The organism is Streptomyces sp. NPDC001536, assembly GCF_042894505.1.
In the GTDB taxonomy this organism is placed as follows: domain Bacteria; phylum Actinomycetota; class Actinomycetes; order Streptomycetales; family Streptomycetaceae; genus Streptomyces.
Genome location: NZ_JBIAVQ010000028.1, coordinates 1 through 23853 on the forward strand (window position 1 = coordinate 1; position 23853 = coordinate 23853).

Annotated in this window: 20 protein-coding genes and 2 pseudogenes; 9 read left to right on the forward strand and 13 right to left on the reverse strand. The window is 68.9% G+C overall.

The genetic code is table 11. From position 1 onward, the window contains the following. Window positions 1-529 precede the first annotated feature (529 nt). The gene (locus ACFY0U_RS43715; RefSeq protein WP_388645821.1) at window positions 530-1774 is read left to right on the forward strand and encodes an IS110 family transposase; all 1245 of its coding nucleotides are present in this window, start codon (window positions 530-532) and stop codon (window positions 1772-1774) included. Window positions 1775-1795: 21 nt separating this feature from the next. Here the strand turns inward: ACFY0U_RS43715 and ACFY0U_RS43720 are convergent. After that, a pseudogene (locus ACFY0U_RS43720) lies at window positions 1796-1933 on the reverse strand (transposase); the annotation flags it as partial. Between the two features lie 73 nt (window positions 1934-2006). Here ACFY0U_RS43720 and ACFY0U_RS43725 point away from each other — a divergent pair. Continuing rightward, entirely contained in the window at window positions 2007-2294 is a 288-nt protein-coding gene (locus ACFY0U_RS43725) for a hypothetical protein (RefSeq protein ID WP_388645823.1), read from the forward strand. 155 nt (window positions 2295-2449) lie between these two features. Here ACFY0U_RS43725 and ACFY0U_RS43730 read toward each other — a convergent pair whose 3' ends face one another. From ACFY0U_RS43730 to ACFY0U_RS43740, 3 genes are all read right to left on the reverse strand, one after another. After that, a complete protein-coding gene (locus tag ACFY0U_RS43730) occupies window positions 2450-2839 on the reverse strand; it encodes a hypothetical protein (RefSeq protein WP_388645825.1) in 390 nt (129 codons plus the stop codon). Then, the gene (locus ACFY0U_RS43735; RefSeq protein ID WP_388645827.1) at window positions 2836-3327 is read right to left on the reverse strand and encodes a hypothetical protein; all 492 of its coding nucleotides are present in this window, start codon (window positions 3325-3327) and stop codon (window positions 2836-2838) included. Before ACFY0U_RS43735 ends, ACFY0U_RS43730 begins: the two co-directional genes overlap by 4 nt. A 511-nt stretch (window positions 3328-3838) precedes the next feature. Then, window positions 3839-4678: an IS5 family transposase gene (locus tag ACFY0U_RS43740; protein WP_388645829.1), complete on the reverse strand. Its 840-nt coding sequence runs from the start codon at window positions 4676-4678 to the stop codon at window positions 3839-3841. Window positions 4679-5084: 406 nt separating this feature from the next. Between ACFY0U_RS43740 and ACFY0U_RS43745 the strand changes: the two genes are divergently transcribed. Continuing rightward, window positions 5085-5648, forward strand: coding sequence for an SMI1/KNR4 family protein (locus tag ACFY0U_RS43745; RefSeq protein ID WP_388645831.1), 564 nt, complete (start codon window positions 5085-5087; stop codon window positions 5646-5648). Between the two features lie 543 nt (window positions 5649-6191). Here ACFY0U_RS43745 and ACFY0U_RS43750 read toward each other — a convergent pair. After that, window positions 6192-6359 (reverse strand): annotated as a pseudogene (locus ACFY0U_RS43750) (transposase); the annotation flags it as partial. A gap of 296 nt (window positions 6360-6655) precedes the next feature. Here ACFY0U_RS43750 and ACFY0U_RS43755 point away from each other — a divergent pair. From ACFY0U_RS43755 to ACFY0U_RS43775, 5 genes are all read left to right on the forward strand, one after another. Further along, window positions 6656-10645, forward strand: coding sequence for a helix-turn-helix domain-containing protein (locus ACFY0U_RS43755; protein WP_388645833.1), 3990 nt, complete (start codon window positions 6656-6658; stop codon window positions 10643-10645). Between the two features lie 220 nt (window positions 10646-10865). Next, window positions 10866-11519, forward strand: a complete 654-nt coding sequence (locus ACFY0U_RS43760) for a hypothetical protein (RefSeq protein WP_388645835.1) — start codon at window positions 10866-10868, stop codon at window positions 11517-11519. Between the two features lie 18 nt (window positions 11520-11537). Beyond that, on the forward strand, window positions 11538-12437 hold the full coding sequence (locus tag ACFY0U_RS43765) for a glycine betaine ABC transporter substrate-binding protein (RefSeq protein ID WP_388645837.1): 900 nt from the start codon (window positions 11538-11540) through the stop codon (window positions 12435-12437). 34 nt (window positions 12438-12471) lie between these two features. Then, a complete protein-coding gene (locus ACFY0U_RS43770) occupies window positions 12472-12834 on the forward strand; it encodes a hypothetical protein (RefSeq protein ID WP_388645839.1) in 363 nt (120 codons plus the stop codon). Window positions 12835-13150: 316 nt separating this feature from the next. Further along, a complete protein-coding gene (locus ACFY0U_RS43775) occupies window positions 13151-13408 on the forward strand; it encodes a hypothetical protein (protein WP_388645841.1) in 258 nt (85 codons plus the stop codon). A 909-nt stretch (window positions 13409-14317) separates the two neighbouring features. On the opposite strand, the gene ACFY0U_RS43780 is transcribed toward ACFY0U_RS43775, so the two are convergent. The 4 genes from ACFY0U_RS43780 to ACFY0U_RS43795 all read right to left on the reverse strand — a co-directional run bounded on the left by ACFY0U_RS43780 (window position 14318) and on the right by ACFY0U_RS43795 (window position 17278). Continuing rightward, window positions 14318-14824 (reverse strand): SMI1/KNR4 family protein, encoded by a 507-nt coding sequence (locus ACFY0U_RS43780; RefSeq protein WP_388645842.1) that lies wholly within the window; start codon window positions 14822-14824, stop codon window positions 14318-14320. A 469-nt stretch (window positions 14825-15293) separates the two neighbouring features. Beyond that, window positions 15294-16145: a maleylpyruvate isomerase family mycothiol-dependent enzyme gene (locus ACFY0U_RS43785; RefSeq protein WP_388645844.1), complete on the reverse strand. Its 852-nt coding sequence runs from the start codon at window positions 16143-16145 to the stop codon at window positions 15294-15296. 69 nt (window positions 16146-16214) lie between these two features. After that, the gene (locus ACFY0U_RS43790) at window positions 16215-16772 is read right to left on the reverse strand and encodes a transposase (protein ID WP_388645899.1); all 558 of its coding nucleotides are present in this window, start codon (window positions 16770-16772) and stop codon (window positions 16215-16217) included. Beyond that, entirely contained in the window at window positions 16739-17278 is a 540-nt protein-coding gene (locus ACFY0U_RS43795; RefSeq protein WP_388645846.1) for a winged helix-turn-helix domain-containing protein, read from the reverse strand. The genes ACFY0U_RS43790 and ACFY0U_RS43795 overlap by 34 nt, the downstream gene beginning before the upstream one ends. Window positions 17279-17919: 641 nt before the next feature. Between ACFY0U_RS43795 and ACFY0U_RS43800 the strand changes: the two genes are divergently transcribed. Continuing rightward, the gene (locus tag ACFY0U_RS43800; protein WP_388645848.1) at window positions 17920-18231 is read left to right on the forward strand and encodes a CU044_2847 family protein; all 312 of its coding nucleotides are present in this window, start codon (window positions 17920-17922) and stop codon (window positions 18229-18231) included. 303 nt (window positions 18232-18534) lie between these two features. On the opposite strand, the gene ACFY0U_RS43805 is transcribed toward ACFY0U_RS43800, so the two are convergent. The 4 genes from ACFY0U_RS43805 to ACFY0U_RS43820 all read right to left on the reverse strand — a co-directional run bounded on the left by ACFY0U_RS43805 (window position 18535) and on the right by ACFY0U_RS43820 (window position 23532). Beyond that, window positions 18535-19161, reverse strand: coding sequence for a CGNR zinc finger domain-containing protein (locus tag ACFY0U_RS43805; RefSeq protein WP_388645850.1), 627 nt, complete (start codon window positions 19159-19161; stop codon window positions 18535-18537). A gap of 165 nt (window positions 19162-19326) precedes the next feature. Next, on the reverse strand, window positions 19327-21051 hold the full coding sequence (locus tag ACFY0U_RS43810) for a GMC oxidoreductase (protein ID WP_388645901.1): 1725 nt from the start codon (window positions 21049-21051) through the stop codon (window positions 19327-19329). Window positions 21052-21056: 5 nt separating this feature from the next. Further along, window positions 21057-22640 (reverse strand): succinic semialdehyde dehydrogenase, encoded by a 1584-nt coding sequence (locus ACFY0U_RS43815; protein WP_388645852.1) that lies wholly within the window; start codon window positions 22638-22640, stop codon window positions 21057-21059. After that, on the reverse strand, window positions 22630-23532 hold the full coding sequence (locus ACFY0U_RS43820) for an alpha/beta hydrolase fold domain-containing protein (protein WP_388645854.1): 903 nt from the start codon (window positions 23530-23532) through the stop codon (window positions 22630-22632). Before ACFY0U_RS43820 ends, ACFY0U_RS43815 begins: the two co-directional genes overlap by 11 nt. Window positions 23533-23853 lie beyond the last annotated feature (321 nt).

Below are 23853 nucleotides of genomic sequence, written 5' to 3' on the forward strand. Positions count from 1 at the left end.
CAGCCCGCCACCCTGCGCGTACCGCATACCACCGGCCTACCGCAGGGATCACCACCCGTCACCACCCCCGACAACACCCCGAGGAAGTCAGTAATTCCCATCCAACAGCCTTGGTGGCTGCGTGGGCGCCGGACGGACGCCTCAGTGCGACAGGGCCGCGATGCCTCACCACAGAGTGGCGGCGTGCGGCGTCTTCGTGGTCACCACCGGATGTTGGTGCCCGTCGGCACCGGACGAATGCCTCTCGAAGACACGGCCTCGACGCCTCATGGCAGACCGGCGTCGTCCGGTACTCCGAAATCCCAACACCCTTGATTCGCTTCCTCGTTGGTGTTCGTGGTGCGAGCCCGCTGCATGGTGACCTCTTGATAGGCCCGAGCCGTCTGAGCTCCGGCATAGACCGAGGCCCGCGTGGCGCGCTGGTGCCACGAACGGCTAGTGAGGTGGCGGACCAGCCCCAGTGCTGAGTCCTGGAATTAGGTCGCTGCGTGGCCCTCACGCGCTCGTAACCAGCGCAGACACCCGCTCCATGGGAGGGAACATCTTGATCTACTGCGGCATCGACTGGGCGGAACGCGCGCACGACGTTGCGCTGGTCGACGACACAGGACAGCTGCTGGCCAAGCGGCATATCACCGACGACGCAGCAGGCTACAAGCTGCTGCTCGACCTGCTTGCCGAGTACGGCGACACTGAGGACGATCCAATCCCGGTCGCCATTGAGACCAGCCGCGGCCTGCTCGTGGCCGTCCTGCGGACCGGCAAGCGCAAGGTGTTCGCAATCAACCCGATGGCCGCTGCGCGCTACCGCGATCGGCACTCCGTTTCCCGCAAGAAGTCCGACCCCGGCGACGCCCTCGTCCTGGCGAACATCCTGCGCACCGACATGCACGCCCACCGCCCCCTGCCCAGCGACAGCGACTTGGCCCGCGCCATTGCTGTGCTGGCCCGCGCTCAGCAGGACGCCACGTGGAACCGCCAGCAAATCTCCAACCAGCTCCGCTCTTTGCTACGGGAGTACTACCCTGCCGCCCTGGATGCCTTCGCCACCTGGCAGAACGGGCTGTGCCGTCCCGAAGCCCGCGAACTACTCCGTATCGCGTCGACTCCGGCCAGGGCCGCGCGGCTCACCCGTGCGCAGCTCCAGGCCGCGCTGAAGCGCGCCGGCCGCAAGCGTGGCATCGCCGCCGACTCCGACCGTCTCCGCAAGGCTTTCCGCGCCGAGTGGGCCCACCAGCCGCCGCTGGTCGAGGAGGCGCTCGGCAAGCAGATGCTCGCAATCCTGGGCCAGTTGGAGGCCGCCTGCACCGCCGCCGACGACCTGGCCAAGGCAGTGGAAGAAGCTTTCCCTCGGCACCCGGACGCTGACGTGATCTGCAGCTTCCCGGGTCTCGGCGTCCTGCTCGGCGCCCGGGTGCTCGCCGAAATCGGAGACGATCACACACGATTCGCCGACGCCCGTGGACTCAAGGCATACGCCGGTTCCTCGCCTGTCACCCGCGCCTCAGGGAAGAAGTCGAGCATCACCCGGCGGTGGGTGAAGAACGACCGGCTCAACCACGCTGGTTACCTCTGGGCCTTCGCCGCGCTGACCGCATCCCCGGGAGCCAAGACTCACTACCGGCGTCGCCGTGACCTGCACGGCGATTGGCATGCTTCCGCCCAACGCAACCTGTTCAACCGCATGCTCGGTCAGCTCTACCACTGCCTCCAGAATCGCGAACTATTCGACGAGCAGACCGCCTTTCCCACCGAACTTTCCGCCGCAGCTTGACGCGCTAGAACCGTGAGGTGTCTGCCATTCATCGTGGAGTTCGGCCAGGACCGCGGCGGCGAGCCGGTCCAGGGCGGCGGGGTTGGGAAAGACCTGGACGACGTCGGCCCGTCGTTTGATCTCCCGGTTCAGCCGTTCCAGCGGGTTGGTCGACCAGATCTAGACAGGGCCGGTTTCGTTTGGATCAGGGGGTCGGGTGATGGCGGTCGTTCGTGGGTGGCAGTCTTGGGCGATGAGAGCCTGGAACATTGCCGAGGGCGACCTGCGGCATCTGCTCAATGAGTGGGATCCGATCGGTGTCGCTGACGATGTGCAGGACGAGTACGACTGCATGCTCGCTCCCCTGCTCCAACGGCTTCGTTCCGGTGCCGACCGGACCGAGATCGGTGAGTTCCTCCGGCACGAGCTGGAAGATCATTTCGGTCTTAACCCTCTGGGCCTGCGGCCAGACGCGATGGCCGTCCGCGTGATCGACTGGTGGACGTCGACCGGACGGCCTGATGACGTGGTCGGCGCATAGCCGGTCCGTTCCGATCGTCTGATCGTTGGTCTGGGTATGCCGTTGGCTGACGCGCAGCGGGCGCGGATCGAGCCGTTACTTCCAGACCGGACCCCGAAGCGGGGTGGGCGGTGGCGGAATCACCGTGAGGTGATCGACGCGATCGCCTACAAGTTTCAGGGCAAGGCTTGTTGAAGATCGGTGAGTAGGCTCTGGGCCAACTGCGCCGTTCCGCTGGTCACTCCGGCGGTGGTACCTGCTGCAGCACCCGCTGCGACGGGTACCAGGACTGCCCGGATGCGTTCCAGGAGGCGGCGCAGGCGGCCAACGTCCGGCTCTTGGCGAGCCGCTTCGTCCAATGCCGCCTCGGCATCCTGACGCACGCCTGTTTCGTCATCGGTATTCAGGCCCAGGAGTTCCACCGCGTCAAGGAGGGCGCTGACCGCTTCGGCCAGGCCGCTGCCTCCCGGGCGCGCAGGCAGGTACTGGTTCTGTGAGACCTTGTGGTTGCCGATGGCGATCTGGCTTCCGTGGATGGAGCCGTGGAACTGCGGCCCGTTCGTCACGAGTGCTCACCCCTGTCCGGTGTCTCCTGCCCTTCGCTCGGGGGCCGGACCTTATCCCGCGGGCTGGACGACTTCAGGATCGCTTCGACGTTGCTCAGTCCCGTGTTGACGGCTGTCATGTCGACAGGAGTGCTCTTCGCTGCGCGATCCAGATCGTCGATGTCGCGTACAAGAGCGCGTTCGGCATTCCGGCTCAGGCCCAGTGCTGTCGCGCGCGCCCGGAAATTGGCAAGCATGAGCGGCAGATAGAGGCGGCAGAAAACTTCGGCGCTGATGCAGGGCTGCTGAGGGCGCGCTGCTGTCACCGGCTGCTCGGTCGAACGGCGAAGTGGGGCAGACGCTCCGGGCGGGGAGACATCACATGGTTCTGCGGGTGTGTGCGCCGTGCCCCGCAAGTAGCTGTCCTTGAACTGGTTCACCTGCGTCTGCGTGACCGTACCGCTGTCGATCACCACCTGGCTGTGGGCGATCGCGCCGAAGAAGTACATCCGGACATCCCCTGCTGGCGGCGCAACCTCGGCAGCGGCATCGACCCGTCCGCTGGGTGCTGGGTCTGCCGCCCCCGGCCGTACCATCTGCCTAGGCCCGCGGTTGGTCCACGGTTTCACTTGCACGTTGCGCACGCCGCCTGAACCGAGTGGAGACACCGGAGGCTTCGGCGCTCCACCACGGACGTCGGCAGGGACCTCCGACCGCGGTGGGACGCTGGTCCCGCGCAAAGGTACTTCCGAGTGCCGCTGTGGCTCTGGTGCCTGCTGACGAGGAGACGGAGAGTACGGCGTCAGTCGAGGCGCAGACGACGGCGGGGCGGGTGTCGGATCAGACACCGCGGACGGTTGCGCTGGTTTGGCAATCGGTCCGATCATGTGCTCCCCCAGGGTTGAGTCGACAGCATCTTCGAAGGTAGCGGAGGGTGCTCGTCGGCCTGTGCCGTGCGGGACCCATGGGGCTGTCGGTCTTACTGAGCGTTTGGTCCGATGGTTGGTGTTTGGTCCCGGGTCAGGTTCCGCGCCAGTTGGGGGTGGCTTCGCCGGTGAGTCTGCGGGCCATGAGGTCGATCATCGCGAGGTGGATCATGGCTTCGGAGCGGTGCGGGTGGCGTTCGTCGTCGCGGGCGAGGCGTCGGTGGTGCATGAGCCTGCCGATGCTGCGTTCGATGGTCCAGCGTCTCGGGATGATCGTGGACCCGCGGGTGTCGGGCGGGCGTTGGACGGGGTGGACGTCGATGCCGAGGCGGGCTCCATAGTCGATGGTGGTGGTGCGGTAGCCCGCGTTCACCCAGGCCTTCGTGATGTGCGGGTGGGCGGTGGCGATGCGGGAGAGCAGGGTTACGCCGGCTGCGGTGTCGGAGACGCCGGCGGCGGTGACCAGCACGGTCAGCAGCAGGCCGAGGGTGTCGCAGCCGAGGTGGCGCTTGCGCCCGATGATCCGTTTCCCGGCGTCCGTGCCTTGCTCGGCGCGGGGCACGTTGGCGGAGGTTTTGATGGTCTGGGAGTCCAGCATGCAGGCCGATGGCTCCGCGCCTCGGCCCTCGGCTTCGCGGACCAGGCGCCGCAGCAGGCCGGTGAGCTGTTCGAAGAGGCCGTCGTGTTGCCACTTGGCGAAGTACCCGTAGACCGTCGCCCAGGGCGGGAAGTCGTGCGGGAGGTAGCGCCAGGGGATGCCGGTGCGGTCCACGTACAGGATGGCGTTCATGATCTGGCGCAGGTCGTGTTCGGGTGGTCGGCCGATGGCCAGGGCGCGGGCGCGGCGTTGGTCCCGCCAGGACGTCAGGATGGGCTCGATCAGTGCCCAGCGCGCGTCCGACAGGTCGCTGGGACAGGGGCCGTGCACAGTCATGTGTGCGAAGTAGCCGACCGCGGTCGGCTCCGCCAGCGGTCAAAAGGCGGCGCTCGGGGGCGTGTTGGGAGCAGACAGGAGCAGTCGGAACGAAACGGTTCCCAGGCGTCGGGGGCGGGTCGACTGCACCGTCAAGCACAGAAGCGCCGCCGCCGCATGACTCTGGAAACGACGCCAACTCGACCGAGACAGGACCAAACGCTCAGTAAGTCACTCAGTCACATTTCTTGTGACTGGGTGCTGTAGGTGGCCCAACCGGCCAAGTGCGCGCTCATCGACCACCCGACAGACGCAGCTCCCGGCGTGCCGAGGTCTTCAGCCCGGCGAGCGGTACCTGGGCCGGGTTCCGCTGCCGATCTTCGCCCGGCCTGTCGACCCCGGCTGGTATCCCGGTAGCGTCCGTTCCATGGTCACCCTCGATGCGCTCGTCCGTCTCTGCCCGCCGCCGGCCAATCCGCCACCCGCGGTGGACTGGGCGCAAGCCGAGCGCACCCTCGGTCTGGCTCTGCCCGCCGACTACAAGCAGCTCGTCGAGACATACGGCGACGGCATCTTCGACGAGACGATCTGGCTCCTCGTCCCCGACTCCGCCTACGACGACTGTGACCTGCACGCGCAGACGACGGAACGGCGCGAGATCCTGGCCGACCTGTGGGAGTTCGAGGACAAGCCCGCTGGCCTGCAGGAGGCGGGGGCGAGGATCCTGCCGTGGGCATTCGAGGAGGGCACAGGAGCGTTCCTGTACTGGCTCGCGCGGCCCGGTCAGCACCGCGACGACTGGACCGTGCTCTACAACGAGGGGCGCGGCCCCCTTTGGGAGCACCACGACATGGGGTGCATCGCCTTCCTACTGGCGGTGCTCACCGGAACGGCGGAAACGGAGTACTTCGGCTACCTCTACGACGTGCTGAAGCCGACGGAGCACCGCTTCGCAACGGCCGACCAGACCCTTGGAACGACTGGGCAGTGACCCCGTCGGCCGCTCCCGAGGACCGGGCTCGCTGCTGACGCTCCTCACTGAGCGCCGTACTTGGCCAGACCGGCCAAGTACGGCGCTCAGTCACATCGTGCTCCGTCACATGAGCCATGCCTCCAGTCTCGCGTGTTCGATTGCGTGTTCGATGACGTGGGGTGTGGGAGGTGGCTGTGATGACCACGAGCGCGATGACGCCGGGCATGGTGTCGACGGTGATGCATGTGCGGTGCCCGGACGGGCTGGGGGAGGCCGTCTACCGGCAGGTTCTTGGTCTGCTGGTGGTACAGGCGTCACACGTCGCTGACCTGCGTAAAACGTGGCTACATGTGGCTCGTTGGAGCCGTCGGCCCGGGAATGGTCCGGATCTTGTTCTCTGTGAGACGGGCCTGGTTATCTGTCGACACGGCATCCCTCGGCTCGTGGACTGCTTCAATCGGATGTGTCGGCCCGTCGAGTGCTCGCTGGGGGCGAAGGCACGGAGGGCGGACCCCAGGAGCCGGTGCCGCGGCTGGTGCAGAGGAGGGTGCGGACTCCTCCCGAGGCCCTGCCAGGGCGCCGGCCGTTGTCGATGTCGTCCTGGCGCAACCACTTCGACAACGTGACCGGATGGATGCCGGGGTCAACGGCGGTCTGCTGCTGTTCTTTTCCTGCCCGCACCAACGCGATGGCGCGGGCGCGAAACTCAGCGGGGTAGGCGCGGGGCATGTCCGGCAGCCTTTCGTGAAGGCCGTCAGTTAGCCAGCAGAACTGGAACCTGAGAGGTGGGGCAGGTCAAGCCTGTCACCCAAAGCTGCACCAGACCCCCCTCGTCCTGCTCGCGCGAGCACGACCGCACCATCTGAACGATCACGCAACGGCGTGGATCCATTACTGGCAAAGACTTGAGACATTCCTTGAACTATCAAGCTGTCATGACATACTCACCTCCTGCATGCGATCACCCCGGCTGGTTTGCGAGAGTGAATGTTTGTGAATGTGAGAAGCCGTGTGCGGGAGCGGCCGTGAGCAGCCGACAGCGGGGACGCCCCGAGCGGCTGCTCGATCCCGACGCGGGGCCGGTGCAGCGCTTCGCCCACGAGCTGCGGTCACTGCGCGCGCGGGCCGGCTCCCCGTCGTACCGGACGATGTCCGAACAGGCCCGCGTCTCGGTGGCCGCCCTGTCGCGGGCGGCCTCGGGCGAGCGGCTGCCGTCGGTGGCGATCGTGCGCGCGTACGCGCAGGCCTGCGGGGCCGATCCGGACGAGTGGGAGAGTCGGCTGGCGGCGGCCGACAACGTCGCGGCCCGCGGAACCGAGGGCGGCGAGTCACCGTACAAGGGACTCGCCCAGTTCGAACCGGCCGACCAGGAGCTGTTCTTCGGCCGGGACGAGCTCGCAGAGGACACGGTGAGGCTGATGAAGGAACACCTGTTCGCGGTGCTCGTCGGCGCATCCGGCAGCGGCAAGTCCTCCCTGCTGCGGGCCGGCGTGCTGCCCCGCCTGGAGAAGGTCGTCCAGGAGGGGGGCTGCGCGGCGGAGCTCCGGCTGATCACACCCGGCGCGCGGCCGGTCGCCACGCACGGCCGGCTGCTGGCGCCGGGGCCCGGGCCGGACGAGCCGCACCGCATCGTCGTGGTCGACCAGTTCGAGGAGATCTTCACGCTCTGCCGCGACCGGGCCGAACGCTGGCTGTTCGTCGAGCAGTTGCTCGCCGCCAAGGACACGGGCGGCCGGCTGCGCGTGGTCGTGGCGGTGGGCGCCGGCTTCCACAGCCGGTGCGCCGAGCACCCCGGCCTCGCCGAGGCACTGCGGCACACGAGCCTGACGGTCGGCCCGATGACCCGGGACGAACTGAGGGACGCCATCGTCAAGCCCGCCACGGCGGCCGGCTTGCGGGTCGAGCGGGAGCTCACCGCCCGCATCGTCGAGGAGGTGTACGACCAGCCCGGCGCGCTGCCGCTGCTCTCGCACGCCCTGCGCGAGACCTGGCGCCGCAGACGCAGCGGAGTGCTGACGCTCGCTGCCTACGAGCAGGCGGGCGGCGTCCACGGAGCGATCGCCGCGGCGGCCGAGGAGGTCTACGGCGGCCTGTCCCCCGACCAGACCGGCACCGTCCGCCGGCTCCTGCTCGCCCTCATCGCCCCGGGCGACGGCACACCCGACAGCCGCCGCCCGGTCAGACGGGCCGACCTGCGCGAATGGCCCGACCCCGAGGTGCCCGTCGTCCTCGAACGGCTCTCCCGGGCCCGGCTCGTCACCGTGGACGAGAAGAACGTCGAACTCGCCCACGAGGCCCTCATCACCGGCTGGCCCCGGTTGCAGTGCTGGCTCGAGGAGAACCGCGAACGGCTGCGCATGCACCGCCACCTCACCGAGGCCGCCCACAACTGGCAGGAGCGCGGCCGCGACCCCGGCACCCTGTACCGGGGGATCAACCTCGCCCTGGCCGACGTGCTGTTCACCCGTGAACGGCAGGACGACGACCTCGCCGCACGGGAGCGCGCCTTCCTCAGCGCCTCTCGGGTGGCCCACCGCATGGAGCGCTGGACAGCCGCCCAGGTGCAGCGTCGCATGCGAAGACTCGTCGTGGCGCTCATCTGCGTCGTGTGCGGGGTCCTGGTCGCCGGGCAGATCGCCTGGCACGAGAGCGACGTGGCGGAGAGGGAGCGCAGCCTGGCCGGAGCCCGCCGTGCCGCCGGCCTCGTCGGCGGGGAAGGGGTGACCGATCCCCGCGCCAGGACCCTGCTCGGCATCGCCGCCTGGCGGCTCGCCCCGCTGCCCGAGAGCCGCGCCGCCCTCTTCGACGCCCTCGCCGAACCCGAACGCGACGCCTTCACCGACCCCGACCAGAACGACGACACCCGCGACTTCATCGCCGACTCCGGGCGCACCCTGCTCGGTGTCGGCGGCGGCCGGTGGTCGGCCTGGGACGTGGCCACACACCGCCGTACCGGATCGGGACACCTGCCGGACCGTGCGGTGACCGCGGTCAGCCTCGACGGTCGGACCCTCGCCCTGGCCGGTACTGACGATGACAGCGCCGCCCGGCTGTGGCGGCTGCCGACGGGGACGGAGGACCCCGTCGGGTATCACGCGGCGGCCGACTCGGAGCTCGGCGTCGGCGCGTACGTCGTGAACGGCCCCGACACGACGGCACAGTTGAGCGCGTTCACGGACGACCCGGTGGTGCTGGAGCGTTCCGCCGCGGGTGCCCCCAGTGCCATGGACGTCTTGGTGCCGAGCGCGGACGGGCGCCTGGCGGCCGTGTGCGCGCAGGACCAGCCGCTCATGTTGCGGGACATCGTCCGCCACCGCACGGTCACCGGCGCCTGGCAGGACTCGTCGGCGGTGGACTGCTCGTCCGCCCCGGTCTTCGACCGGGCCGGGACGCGCTTCGCGGCAGTCTCCGGTGCTGCGATACGCGTCTGGGACACGGCCTCGGGCCGGGAGCTCGCGGACATCGCCCAACCCCAAGTGTCCCATCTCGCGTTCACCCCGGACGGGCGGTTCCTCGCGGCGGCCGGCCCGGACGGGACGACGGTCTGGCGCATATCGGCGGCGGGAGCACCGGTGTTCCGCCACACCCTCACCGACGGGCCCCTCGCCGCCCTCGCCTGGGATCCGGACGGCCCGACCCTGCGCTACCTGGCCGGCGGCACCGTGCACTCCCTCGACCTCGCGGTGCCCCTCACCTCCCCGTGGCTCGAGCGGCCGCTGGACCACGAGACGTTCAGCCCGGACGGCCGCCTGCTGGCCGCCGCCGAACGGCACGGCGACCACTACCGCTTCAGCCTGCGCGACACCCGGACGGGTCGTGTCCTCGCCCGGCTGCCCTCACTCGCGGGAGCCGACGCCCGGAGTGGGGCCGGGGGCGTCGGGCCGCTGATGACGTTCAGTCCGGACAGTCGGGACTTCGCGTACGGCGTGGGGGAGTCGGAAGCGTCCGGCGCGCGGTTCGTCGTATGGAATGTGACAGATCATCGAGTGCGGGCGGCCCTTCAGCCTGGCGGATCGTCCCCGGTCCGCTCCATCGCGCTCACCCCGGGCGGCGGGAAACTGCTCCTCTCCCGGGCGACGGCCACCGGCTCGCCCACCGGCGAGGTGTGGAACACCGCCCGCGGAACGCGAACCGACCGGCCCGAAGCCCTGACCGCGACCCTGGAGTCCGCCCTGCTCTCCGGTTTCACCGGCCCGGCCACCGCGCTGCCGTTCGGCCTGGACACCGGCGTACCGCCCGGCCCGGACGGCGGTGCCGAGGTTCTCGCTCTCAGCCCTGACGGCGTCCGCCTCGCCACCGGTGGCGGCTTCGGCAGCGTCACGGTCTGGCACGGCCGTACCGAACGCCACCGGGAGGCCGTCATCCCTCCCGTCGCGGGAGTGGCCGGCGACGGAGCGATCGGCGCTCGGGTCACCGCGCTCGCCTTCAGCCCCGATGGCAGCACCCTCGCGGTGGGTTACGCCTCCGGTGCGCTCCGGCTGTGGGACACCGTCACCCGGCAGCCTCTCGGTGGCAGCCTCAACACGCCCGGCGAGGCGATTCGCTCGCTCGCCTTCGACGGGCGCGGCGACTCCGTTTACGCCGGCAGCGCCCACGTCCCTGTCCAGCGGTACGCGGTCGGACCCTCAGAGGTCGTCACCCAGCTCTGTGCGCGTGCCGGCCGCGACCTGACCGCCGACGAATGGCGGACCTACCTCCCCGATGTGCCCTACCGGCGCCTGTGCGGCGTGTCCGGCACCGCCGACCCGGTCGCGGAAGTCGGCCCCGCCCCAGCCGCTTCGCCGAAGCCGACCGGGACTCCGGCGCCGGCGCGCACCACCTCGTCGCCGCCCGTCGCTCGGCCGCACGCGTCCCGCAAGCCCGGCGCGTCCGCGCACGGCATCGCTACGCATGAGGCCGTGCCGCCTCCCGGAGCACGGCGCGAAGCCGCGTCTCCCTCGGCCGACGAGGCACATCCGCGCTCCAGCCCACGCAAGACCGCACACCGGCCGCTCGTAGGAAAGGCCCCGGGTTAATGGAGCGTGAACGGGTTGCAACATGTCCCGTTTCCGTCCCCCAAAGGGTTGTTTACGCCTCTGACCTGCATTGATAGACAAATCCGAGGCGCCAAGAGTGGGGCTCACCCGGTTCGCTGTACCCCCCCGGTCAGTGAAACCGGCGGGCAGCCGACGGTGATCCCGTCGGCTGCCCGGAAAGCAGACCGCCCGCTTCATCCCCCGCTCACTGGAGTCAACGATGGCATTCGCCCGCCGCAGGACCTCCTCCTCGTCCCCCAGGCGCACCCTCCGCACCGCCGGAGCCGTCGCGGCCCTCGCCCTCGGCGCCTCGCTGATGGTCGCTCCGCAGGCCTCCGCCGCCGACAGCCCCACCACGAAGCAGCTGCTGGACGCGTGTGGCCACAGCACGGACCTCTGCGAGTTCCACGCCACCGCCTACTGGACCTACACCGGTCCCAAGCACCAGGTCGGCCGCACCGTCTACAACTGCGGGCGCCTGACCAACACGGAGTCCGTCGGCGGGTCGGACACGACCGGCTCGACCAACACCTTCGGCATCTCGATCAGCGCCGAGTACAAGTGGTTCGAGACGTTCTCCACCGAGGTCACGGCCAGCTACAGCCACAGCTGGGTGGCCTCGCACACCGACACGGTGACCGACACGGTCAACGTCCCGGCCGGCTACAAGGGCTGGATAGAGCGCGGCACCTCCAAGCAGCAGGCCAAGGGCTGGTACGAGCTGCACTTCGGCAAGCGCTACTACGGCCACTACATCTGGTACATCAACAACTACCAGTCGGCCGGCTTCAACGCCGACCAGCCCAATAAGGGCTATGTCAACTTCAGGGACGCGCAGATGACCTCGGGCGAACGCTCAGCCCACTGCCAGTGAGTTAGGACGGACAACGGCATGTGGTGCTCCGCGACCTCGGCAACCCGCTCCCGGCTCCGGCTCGCTGCCGCCGCCGTATGCTCGCTGGTCCTCCTGACCGGCACCGGCTGTGCGGCGGGGGCGACGAGCAAGCCCGACACCGCATATGCGGACGCTGTCGGACCGACGGTGATCGGCACCGACACCTCGGCGGAGAGCCGGGTGGTGGCGGCCATGTACGGCGAACTCCTCACCGGGGCCGGGCAGAAGGTGCGGATGGCGACGACGAGCTACGCCTCGCCCTCCGCCACCGCCAAGGCCGTGGTGGCGGGCAGCATCGGGCTGGCACCGGCGTACGAGAGCACCCTGCTGCGCACGTTCCCGGGCGGGGACACCCTGCCCGGGAACGTGTCGACGACGCTGAGTATGGCGCTGCCGATGGGCATCACCGCCCTGCCCCCGGCCGCGGCCGACCGAGGTGTCGTCCTCGCGGTCACCAGGGCCACCGCCCAGGCCCATGACCTGCACAGCCTCGCCGACCTCCCCAAGGCCGGCAGCCGCCTCACCCTCGGCGGCGCCGCCTCGAAGGACCCCGACGCCCCGACACCCTCGTCACTGAAGAAGGCGTACGGCGTCACTCTCACCACCGCCGGCACCTCGGCCACCGCCGACGTACTGGCCCTGCGCAGCACGGACCTGTCCCTCACCGAGGACAAGCTGGTCGTGCTGACCGACCCCGAGGCAGTCATCCCGCCCGAGCACGTCTTCCCTCTCATCCAGGCCCCGTATGCGGGCCTGGCCGCGAGAAAAGCCCTGGCCCGAGTCAACTCGGCGCTCACGACAGATCAGTTGGCCGCACTCGCCTACTCCGTCGACGCGGGCGAGTCCCCCGCGAAGGCGGCGCGGACCTGGCTGCGCTCCAAAGGGCTGCTCAGCTGATCCCCCCTCACCCGAACAGAATGGTGACAGTGAAATGCGTGACATCAGAAGGAAGTTCGCCGTAACCGCGCTCACGGCGGCCGCCGTCCTCGGCGGCCTGGCCCTCCCCACAACGGCCAGCGCCGCCGACGGGGTCCCCGCCGTGCAGATCACGATCTGCAACGACTCGAACTCGAACCTGCGGTTCTGGGTCAAGGGCTACAACCAGTTCAACGAGTGGGACGACTCCCCGATCTGGGACGGCTACGCCCACACCTGCGCCACCATGTGGGACTACTGGTGGAAGAAGAACTCCTCGGTCGAACTCCACTCCAAGTTCGGCAACGGCGCCTGGACCTGGAAGCAGAAGTACGTCCCCAATACGAAGGGCCGGACGACGACGTTCCACGTGTCGTAGACCGCATGGGCGGGACTCGAAAGGGTCCCGCCCCCCTGCTCGTCGAGACGGCATGGGCGGAAACCCGTACGGAGATGAGCACCGCACGCATGCCTGAGCGCGCCTCCCGGTCCACCGCGGAGAACACCCCTCACGGACCGATCCGAAGGGACCCGCCATGTCGAACGCCTCCCGCGCTTCCCTCTCCGACGGCTGCGCCGACTACTCGCGCTATTTTGAGGGACTCTCTCGGGAATCTTGAGGATGGGCAGTTGACGATCGTGACGTTGCGTCAGGCTCGTTGGAACGTTCTGCCGATGCTCCCCAGGAGCCTGATATGTCCCTCCAGTCTCGCCCCGGAGCCGAGATCCCGCCGCTGACCGTGCGGGTCGCCCGGGCCAGCAACCCCCACGGCACCACCTCGATGTGGATCCGCGACCGCCTTGACGGCCTGTGGAACGATGAGGACTTCACCGCCTGGTACCCGCGCGACGGTCGCCCCGGGCTCTCGCCCGCGCAGTTGGCCACCGTCTGCGTTCTGCAGTACGTGATGAACTTGTCGGACCGCCAGGCCGGGCCATGTGGGCCCTCGTGAGCAAGCTGTCGCGGGTGCCCTACCGGGATGGGGCCACAGCGCTCGATCCTTACCGTGCCGTGCCCCTGCCTCCGCCGGTGGGGTGAGCGCGCCGCTGCGCTCAGCCGTCAACCTGCTCGACAAGGGCACGGCGCTGTTACGACAGCCGGTCGCAGAAGAACTGCCGCACCCACAGCTGGACCACGTCTGCTCGTTCGGGATTGTTTTCCAGGCCGCCGCCTCAACCTGCGAAGTCCCCGAAGGGTGGTGCCAAGAGGCTATCGCTGTGCCAGCATGCCGAGGAGCACGGGCCCGCCTCCGGCCGCCGTGTCAACAGGTGCTGACCTAGGCGAACGGCGTGGGCGCTGCTTCGCCGGCCTCCGCGGCTTTCACCGTGGTTCCCCACTGTTCCCGGCCCGATGGGGCGCGGCTGCGGTGCACGCAACCTCATGGAACACGTCGTACTCGCGTCTTGCGTCTGGCGTCAGCCGTGCCCGCTCCGACTCCGACGGTGGACGGCGCGTCGCGACAGCGATCTGCCCCAGCGATTCGCCGGCGCTCGCGGTCACGATGTAGGGGGTGTTCGCGTCACTCGCTACCTTTAGCAGGGCTGCGCGCGCACGGGAATCATCCGTTGCGTACAAGTCCATAGCGGCGTCGTCCCGACCACCGATGTCTGCGCCGGGGTCGAGCAGCACCTCGATAAGGGCCTGCACCTGTTCGGCATTCACCTCGGCATCCTCTGCTGAACAGGGTGGCTGTGCCAACACGCTTTCCAACTGCGGTGGTGGGGTCTGGGTCTGGGTTCAGGGGCGTTCGCCTGCGTTCATGGATGGCCCGACTCCGTGTCCCACTGGGCCTGTGGTCTCGTCTGAACGGCCGTGAACCCCCGATGAATGAGACGGAAACTGAGACGGGCTCCAACCGGCCTTACGAGTTGCGGCAGTCGGAGGCGATCGGTACTCGCTCTGGGTAGGGGCCCTCGTGTGCCGTGCCCTGCAACCAGTCGGTGAGCCACTGCGCGAGTGATTGTCCTATCGGTGCAGGGGCATGCCGGACGCAGCACAGGGTGGGGTCCCAGTCCCACATCTGGCCGTCGGTCGTCCGGAAGTCGATCAGCGTCCACATTGCGCAGCCCCGGTCCATCAGCGGGACGATCCCCGACGGGAGGACGTCATCGGGTGCGATGAATCCGCGGTAAGCCATGGTGATGTCTGAGCAGTCGCTGAACCAGTCATCCGTCTCGGTCACGGACACCACTTGCCACGGTCCGAAGCCACCGTTGGCGACTTCGAGATAGATCCGCTTCAACAGCTCGGGCATCGGATGCCCCACTACCCGTTCGAAGGCGGTGACGTCCTCGGCAGATGCCGGGCCGGGCAGCCGTCGGCCGGCCACATGCGTACGGACCGCCAGGACAAGCTCGTCATCAGTCATCCCAGGATCCTCGGCGACGCGGGTTCCTCTGGGCCGTCGGCCTGAGAGGTCGTTTTCAACTATTTTGTGCAACTTCACGCGCCACAGACAGGCGCTCACGTCTCTCACGTATCGGGTTCCTGCACAGAGCGGCGGGAGTAATCGCTGATATCAGATCTCCTTGGAATGAGACGGGCTTCCTTGGATGAGACAGGCAATTTGGGCTTCCCTCGCGCCCCGTCAATCGCTCTAACCCCTGAGGTATCTCAAGGCCCAATCCGCCACGGGGACTTGTTGGGATGAAACGTAATCTGCAGTTGAAAACGACCTCTGAGCACGCATTTGGTTGAGGAGGGCTTCGAGCGCGATCGTCCGGCGGCCCTCGATTTTGCTAGTCACGAGGTACTGAACTTGAATGCGTGATGTCGGTCTGCCATCTGTGGCTGACGATGACACGCCGGGGCAGTGGCCCTCGACGCAGCAGGGTTCATCAGTAGACGATGGACACGATCTGGCAGGCGGCTTCGGCGAGCTGGCGGTCTCCGCTGATGCGGGCTCGGGCGAGGGCAGTGCCAGGATCGATGCTGCGGGTGCAGAGTCGCCAGGCGGTCTCTGGGTCCAGCCGTACTGATGCGGTCGGCCGGCCGGTGGGTGTTTCGGCGAGTGACCAGCGGTCCGCGGTGGCGGTCACGGTCCAGGTGCCGATGGCCGGCTCATCGATGGCCACCTGGAGTTGTGTCCCGGCGGGTGCGGGCGTGCAACGCAGCGTGCGGGGCAAGGCCCGCATGAAGGTGTCCAGGACGGTGGACAGGGCTTTGCTCTCCTGGTCGGTGTCCAGGCCGATGGCGTGGCGGATCTGCTGGCGGTGGGTCCAGTACTCGGTGAACTCCCGTGCGACGTCCAGCCACTTGGGCGCCGGGTCGGCCCCTGCCCAGGACACTCCCAGGCCCGTTGCGTCGAGGTCTGTGCCCTCGAATTGACGGGTGACCTGGGTCCCGGCCAGTTCCAGGGCCTCGATGAGATCGGCGGGGCTGTGATCGGCGTGGAGGTCGATCCATTCCTGGTTGACCCGGTGGATGAACGCTTCCAGCGTCTCTCCGGCCGCCCTGGCGCGCTGGTGGCTCTCTGTGCTCCAGCCGAGACGGCCGTGGTAGTCGCCGAGGATGTGGGCGGCAAGATCGTGCACGGTCCAGCCCGGGACTGCGGTCCTGCTCCACTCATTGCGCCGCAGACCGCGTAGCAGATTGAGGAGCGAGGCCAGTTCTGGCCCGAACAGCGGGCGAGTGTCGATCGGCTTGCCCAGCCAAGAGAGGTCGGATACGCCGTTGGGCCGGAGACTCATGGTCAAAGCCTGTCAGCCGGGAGGCGCGGTCTTCCATCGAATACCGCCTCACGTCACGGGGTCCGTCGGTCAGTCGCCCATCATCAGGCCAGTGCCGGTCAGACAGCCGTCGACCAGGTCGGGCCGGTACTGGATCTGCTTGAGTCTGCGCTTCACAGCCCGGGTGATCTGGGCGAGGTCGGCTGCGGCGAGGTTGCCGAGGTCGCGTTTGACCAGCGACCAAATACCCTCCTGCGGGTTCAGGTCGGGTGCGTAGGCGGGCAGCTGGAAGACGGTGAGCCAGGTGGCGTTAGCAGCGATGAACTCCCGCATACCGGCAGTGAGATGGAGACGCACGTTGTCCCAGACGAGCACGATGGGCCCGCCGAGCTGGATGCGGGCCCGCACGACCAGGTCGCGCAGGTCCCGCCAGCCGAAGCCCTTCGGCTGCCCCAGACGGCCCCGGTACTCGCGTACCGCGTAGAACATCCGCGAGCGGCGGCCCGGCTGGTAGCAGACCATCCCTGCCATCGACACCCGGCCCGATCCTCGCCCACGTACCCGCACCACGGGCGTGCAGCCCCGGCGACCCCAGGTCCTGGAGCGCGGCGGCGTCAGCGACTGTCCGGCCTCGTCCTGGAAGACGATCCAGCCACCGAGCGCCGCCGCGGTTCTTTTACCCGCGGCCAGACGTGCTTCTTCCACAACTCGACGGCCGTGTCATCGCGTTCGATGGCCCGGCGGGCGGGCTGCTGCCACGACCAGCCGTGCCGCCTCAGCAGCCGCCACGCGCCTTGTAGCGTGTACGAGGCGTGGAACATGCGACCGATCAGCGTCTTCACCCGGGCCAGCGTCCATCGCTGATCTGCCCACCCGTGTGCCAACGGCCCCCGCTCCAACTCGCGTTCCAGACGGGCCACTTGAACATCGCTGAGCTGGGGACGTCCGGGTGATCCCTTGGACGCGACACCGGCCGCGCCGCGTTCGCGCCAGGACCGACGCCACCGCTCCACGGACCGCTCGCTCACTCGCAGCGCGGCGGCAATCTCCCGGTTCTTCTCCCCGCGCTCGAAGCGGTCCACGGCCTGCAGCCGGACTCGCTCCCGCGCTGCCCTCCCGGCGTCGGTCAGCCCGCCGCCCTGCGCATATCTCACAAGCCCACAGCTACCTGACCACCGCAGAGGCGTCAGGAGAACGCCCCGACATCACCCGATCAAGTTCAGTAGCCCGCCGTAGCAAGTCCCCTTCCTCTCCCTGTACGCTGCTGTTGTCCTGAGCGGGCTCGTCATCGGACTCGTCCTTCGCGGGGTGACTGCGTTCACGGGCGCGCCCGTGGCCGTTGCCGTGCCTGCTGGCGTCGCGGGAGCAGGCGCCAGCGTTCCAGCTCTGGGCTCGCTCATCAACGGAGTTTGTAGGCGAGCTGACTGGTTGCCACGTTCCGTGCCGTGCACTGTGCCTCCGGGCAAGACCGCGGATCCGGCGAACCGCCAGGCGGACGAGGCCGACCGCGACCCCGGAGGGTTCGATCCTTCCTGCAGCCGGGAGGCCGCCAAGGGGACCGCTCGCGGCAGGCCGTTGGTCCGATGCCTTCCCAGCTAGGGGGCAACCGGACAAGTGGGAGCGAGCCGAGGGGCGCATTGCGGAAGAAGGCGCGGGCGATCGCGCTGTGATGTCGTCGTCTTCAGCCGACAAAGGGGCATGCCGCATTGGTTGTAATGCGCGCACCAACTCCCCGCGGCTAGGCTTATGTTGAGAGGGTTCTTTACCGCCGAATGTGTCGCTTGTGCGGGGGATCATGGCCGACATCAGAGTCGAGACGGTGCAGCTCGATGCGGCAGGCAACCGGCAGATTGCCAGCCGAACCCGGACGACCTCCACGCTGGCTGAGCGTGCAACGGAGATCGAGGAGGCCATCCTCCAGGCCTCCGCCATCGCTCGGCAGTCACTGGACCAGGTCCCGCAGCGCAATGGCTGGCAGGTCAGGAGCCTGGACGTCACGTTCGGTCTGGCCTTGGCGGCTGAGGCCGGTGTCATCCTGTCCAAGGCTTCGGCGGAAGCCTCCTTCGAGGTCACCCTTACCGTGGAACGCACTCCGGAGACACCGTGACCGAGCCGGGCTACTGGGTCGATCTCTACCAGGCCCAACAGCATCGACCAGGGGTATCGGCGAACTCGGATCAGGGAGCTGGCTGGCCGGAGTCCGTGCGGTGTAGGTGACCACAGCGGGGTGCGTCAGCAGGAACAGCCGGTTCCCGGCACGTCCCTCCTTCCGCTCGGTGACCCACCGTGCCATGTCAGCCTGTGCTACCTCATACGGCACTTCACCCAGATCGATCGGTTCCAGACTCGCCGACCCCATGATGTTCCCCCGTGTCGCCGGATGCCACAGCCGCCTGTGGACGGTGTCGCTTCAGCGTGGCGTGGAGAGCTCGCGTTCCTTCAGGCGGGCTCGGTAGGCGCGCACGTTCTGGGTGTTGCCGCAGGTGGTGACGTCGTGCCAGAGGCGTGAACAGTTCTTCGAACGGTCATAGAAGGCGCCGCGGCAGCGGGGGTTGGCGCACACCTTCAGCCGACGCATCGTGTCGGCATAGGTGGCTGCGGCCAACTGGATCAGGATGTAGGAGCGGAGGAGTTCGACACCCTTGCCACGGGGAAGCAGCCGCGCGCCTGAGGGGTCCACGCTGATGGTTGCCGTCGTCTGGACCGACGGTACGGGGACGGCGGGGGAGGGCTCGTCGCCGTGCCCGGTGGCCAGTGCGGTGCGGAGGTCCTCGCGCAGTGACCGGAGGCGTCCAAGGCCGCGTGTGTCGAGGGGATGGGGCAGGGGAGGAGAGCTGGAGTCGACAGTGCTGAGCGTGGCCAGGGAGGACGTGAGCCATTCCTCGGCTGTGACGACGGTCTCCAGGAGGTCGGGCTGACGGGGCTTGCCAAGGCTCGCCGTGTTCAGCAGGTCCTGCACGAACCCCAGCCCGGCCGGGGCGGTGTCCTGCACCTGCTGATAGCGAGCCGAGGCCGGCCAGTGGACCGCCGCAGTCATTTCGTCCTCCTGGTGTCGTCGCGAAGCGGGAGTCTCCCTGTAAGAGACTAACGCCTTCACCTGTGACGACGAAGAGAGGTAGGACGGGGCCGCCCGGGCGACTGGACCGCGCACCTGTGGCCCGGTGCGTCGACGGCGGGCCCGGGCCGGCCGGCCGCGTGGCCCTTACTCGGTCGGACCGTCGTGACGGACCCCGACGATCGGCAGCCGTAGCACGGCGGGTGCGTGCTCGGGCACCGCGGGTCGCCGTGGGCCGATCGGGCGCACGCGGTGGTAGTCCGAGCCCAACGGGGGCCGTGGGTCGGCTTCGCCCTTGTTCGGCCACAGCGCCATCGCCCGTTCGGCCTGCGCGGTGATGGTCAGGGACGGGTTGACCCCGAGGTTGGCCGAGATCGTCGAGCCGTCGGTGATGTGCAGTCCGGGATGGCCGTAGAGGCGGTGATAGGGGTCGATGACGCCGGTGTCGGGCGAGTCGCCGATGGCGCAACCCCCGAGGAAGTGCGCGGTCGCCGGGGTGTTGGAGATGTCGCCGATCGTGCCGGTGGCGGTGCCGCCGATCTTCTCGGCCACGCGGCGGGCCGCCTCGTTGCCCACCGGGATCCAGGTCGGGTTGGGGGCGCCGTGGCCCTGGGAGGAGGTGAGCTTGTAGCGCCCGAGCCGGGTCTTCCTGCCGGACATGGTGATGGAGTTGTCCAGCGTCTGCATCACCAGTAGCATGATCGTCTTCTCCGACCAGTGTCGCGCCCACAGTGAGCCCAGGTGCCGTGGGTTGCGGACGATCTCCTTGGCCCAGGTCACCCACCGCGGATGCGGCTTGTCGCCGTCGGTCAGGGCGGTCTGCAGCAGGCCGATGACGTTGCTGCCCTTGCCGTAGTGGAACGGCTCGATGTGGGTGTGCGCGTCGGGGTGGAACGAGGAGGTGATCGCTATCCCGCGGCTGTAGTCGACGTCGCTGCGTCTGGCCTTCGCGCCCAGGAGGGCTTCGGAGTTGGTCCGGGTCAGCATGCCCAGACGGCGGGAGATCCGCGGCAGTACGCCGGTGTCGCGCAGGCGGTGCAGCAGCCTCTGCGTGTTGTAGGTGCCCGCGGAGAAGATCACCTGCTCGGCGGTGAAGGTGCGCAGGTTCCCGCGGCGCTGCGGCGAGCGGCCGCTGCGCACGGTGTCGACGGCGTATCCTCCGCCGGCCAGCGGGCGCACCGCGCGGACGGTGGTCAGCGGGTGGACCTCGGCGCCGTTGCTTTCCGCCAGGTACAGGTAGTTCTTGTCCAGGGTGTTCTTGGCGTTGTGCGGGCAGCCGGTCTGGCACGACCCGCAACTGGTACAGGTGTTGCGGCTCGGGCCGGCACCGCCGAAGAACGGGTCGGCGACCTCGGTACCGGGCGCGGTGCCGGGGCTGCCGAAGAACACCCCCACCGGGGTGGTGTGGAAGGTCTCGCCGACCCCCATGTCCTCGGCGACCTCTCTCATGACCTTGTCGGCCGCGCCCGGTTGCGGGTTGGGGGTCACGCCGAGCATGCGCTTGGCCTGGTCGTAGTACGGCGTCAGCTCACTCTTCCAGTCGGTGATGTGCGCCCACTGAGGGTCCTCGAAGAACGGCGTCGGCGGCTCGTAGAGGGTGTTGCCGTAGATCAGGGAGCCGCCGCCCACGCCGGCGGCGCCCAGGAGCACCACGTCCTTGAGCCAGTACATGCGCTGCAGACCGTACAGGCCCAGCCGGGGCGCCCATATGAACTTGCGCGCGTCCCAGGAGGTCTTGGGCATGTCGGCGGCGCCGAAGCGCCGTCCGGCCTCCAGCACCCCGACCCGGTAGCCCTTCTCGGTCAGCCTCAGCGCGGACACCGAGCCGCCGAAGCCGGAGCCGATGACCACCACGTCGTAGTCGTACGTCATGTCGTTCACTTCATTCCTGCGCGCTTCATCGCTCTGAGCGAGGTGGTCTGGGACATGGCCCACCGCCGGTAGGACATTCCCTTGGGCGGTGCGAAACCCATCAGCCGCTGGTGGGCCACGGTCTGGGCCTCGGTGTACTTGAGCAGGCCCTCGGCCCCGTGCCGGCGGCCCAGGCCCGAGTCGCCCGTGCCGCCCATGGGGGCGTCCAGGCTGGCCCAGGCGGCGGTGAAGCCTTCGTTGACGTTCACGGTGCCGGCGTGAAGCCGGGCCGCGACAGCCCGGCCGCGTCGGCCGTTGCCGGTCCACACACTGGCGTTGAGGCCGTACGCGGTGTCGTTGGCGCGCTCGACGGCCTCGTCCAGGTCGCTGTAGCGGTAGACGGCCACCACCGGGCCGAAGGTCTCGTCACCGTGGCAGGCCATGCCTGGCTCGACACCGGTCAGGACGGTGGGTTCGTAGAAGTACGGTCCCAGGTCGGGGCGGGCCCGACCGCCGGCCAGCACCGTGGCTCCCTTGGCCACCGCGTCGTCGACGTGGGCGCTGACAGTGGCCAGTTGGGCCGGGTTGGTCAGTGAGCCCATGGCGTAGCTGTAGTCGTAGGACGCGCCCAGGGGCATGTCCTTGACCCGGGCGAGGAAGCGGGTGAGGAAGGCGTCGTAGACCGAGTCGTGGACGAAGAGTCGCTCGATAGAGGTACACACTTGGCCGCTGCCGGAGAAGCAGGCCCGCACCGCGCCCTCGGCGGTCCGGTCCGCGTCGGCGTCGTCGAGGACGATCAGGGCATTCTTGCCACCGAGTTCCAGGGAGGCACCGATCAGCCGTTGCCCGGCATCGCGGGCGATCCGGCGGCCGGTGGCGGTGGAGCCGGTGAACATCAGGTAGTCGGCGCCGGCCTGCAACGGAGAGCCGATTTCCTGTGACTTGCCCAGGACGATCTGCCACAGTCCTTCGGGCAGGCCGGCCTCGTACAGCAGCTCGGCGGCCCACAGCGCACTCAGTGCCGTCTGGGTGTCCGGCTTTTGCACCACCGCGTTGCCCGCCAGCAGCGCCGGGATGGTGTCCCCGGTCCCCAGGGTGAACGGGTAGTTCCACGGCGAGATCACGCCGACCACACCCTTGGGGTGGTGCAGCTCGGTGGTGTGGGTGAGTACCGGGAACGCGCCCCGGCGCCGCCGCGGCCGCAGCAGGGCCCGGGCGGTGCGGGTGTAGTAGCGGGTGGTCTGCGCGATGTCGCCGACTTCCAGGAACGCGTCCCGGCGGGCCTTGCCGTTCTCAGCCTGGATCAGGTCCATGATCTCGTCCTGCCGCTCCAGCACCAGGTCGTGGAAGCGCAGAAAGATCCGCTCGCGCTGCTGGACCGGCGTGTCCCGCCAGGCGCGCTGTGCGCGCCTGGCTGCCGCGAAGGCCGCTTCCACGTCCTCGGCGGTGGAGACCGGCAGCTCGGCGAGAGGAGCCCCGGTGTAGGGGGCGTAGGTGGTCATCCGCTCCGCCGACCCGGCGGTCACCCGCCGGACGAGCCGCTCGACCAACGCCGGGGTCAGCGAGACCGGAAGCCCGGTCCTGTCTGTCACGCGGTTGTCAGTTGACATTGGGGTTCCCCATCCGGGAGTCGTGGTCGAAGGCGTTGCGCAGGAACGCGCCGATCTCGCGCACGGCCGCAGTGGAGGCCGTGACCAGGCCCGCGTGCATATGGGCCACGTGCCACATCCGCTCCAGGCGCCGGTAGACCACCGGTACCCCGGCGGTCTCGGCCTGGTCGACCAAGTGTTCGATGTCGGGGAGCAGGATCTCGTCATCGGCGCTGTGCACCAGCATCGGCGGCAGTCCGGTCAGGTCGGCGTACAGCGGGGAGATCTCGGGGGTGCGCACATCTGTCCGCTCACCGCTGTATCGCGCCGCGCAGGCCCGCAGCCAGGAAGCCCGCAGCAGGGGATCCCGCCGGCTGTCGCGTACATGGTCGAGGGTGAGGTCCACCCAGGGTGAGATGAGCGCCAATGCCGCCGGCATCGGCATGCCGGTCTCGCGCAGGCGCAGCATCAGGGCCAGGGCCAGGCCGCCGCCTGCCGAGTCGCCGGCCACTGTCAGCCGCTGCGGGTCGATGCCCGTGTCCAGCAGTGCCCGGTACGCCGCGGCAGCGTCGTCGACCGCAGCCGGATACGGGTGTTCCGGAGCCAGCCGGTAGTCCAGCACGTACACGGGCACGCCGACGGCCGCGGCCAGATGTGCGGCCAGGGCGCGGTGGGTGGTGGGCGAGCCGACGGTGTAGCCGCCGCCGTGCAGGTAGAGCACCGCACGGTTGTTGTCAGTGTCGGATCCGTCGATGCGCTCGGCCGGGCGGTTGCCCAGGTCGACGGTGACCAGCCGGGTGCCGCGGGGGAGGAGGGGGAAGCGGTTGAGCGCGTCCGCCAGATTCCGCTGCCAGCGGATCGGCATCTTGGGGCCCAGTACCGGGCGGACGGCCAGCCGTGTGATGGCGCGCATCACCGGGAGGGGTAGGACGCCGCTCATGATCGCGCCCGGGACCGTGCGGACACGGGCGCCGGGCCGGTCGACGCCGTGGTGGCCCGTTTGCGGGCTCGGGCACGAAGGACGGTGAGTTCGCCGTCGAGGACGCTGTTGTCCGGCATGGCTTCTCCGAGGTGCGGGAGGAACGGGCAGAGGTCGCTCAAGGGGGTCAGCCCCCACAAATGGGCCCGCCGAAAGCTTTCCGGGCGGGTCCCAGGCGGGCTGAAAGTGAGCGACAGCGGCGTGGGAAGATCACTAAATGTCGCGGTTTGTCCAGGGTGCGCATGATGTGATGCG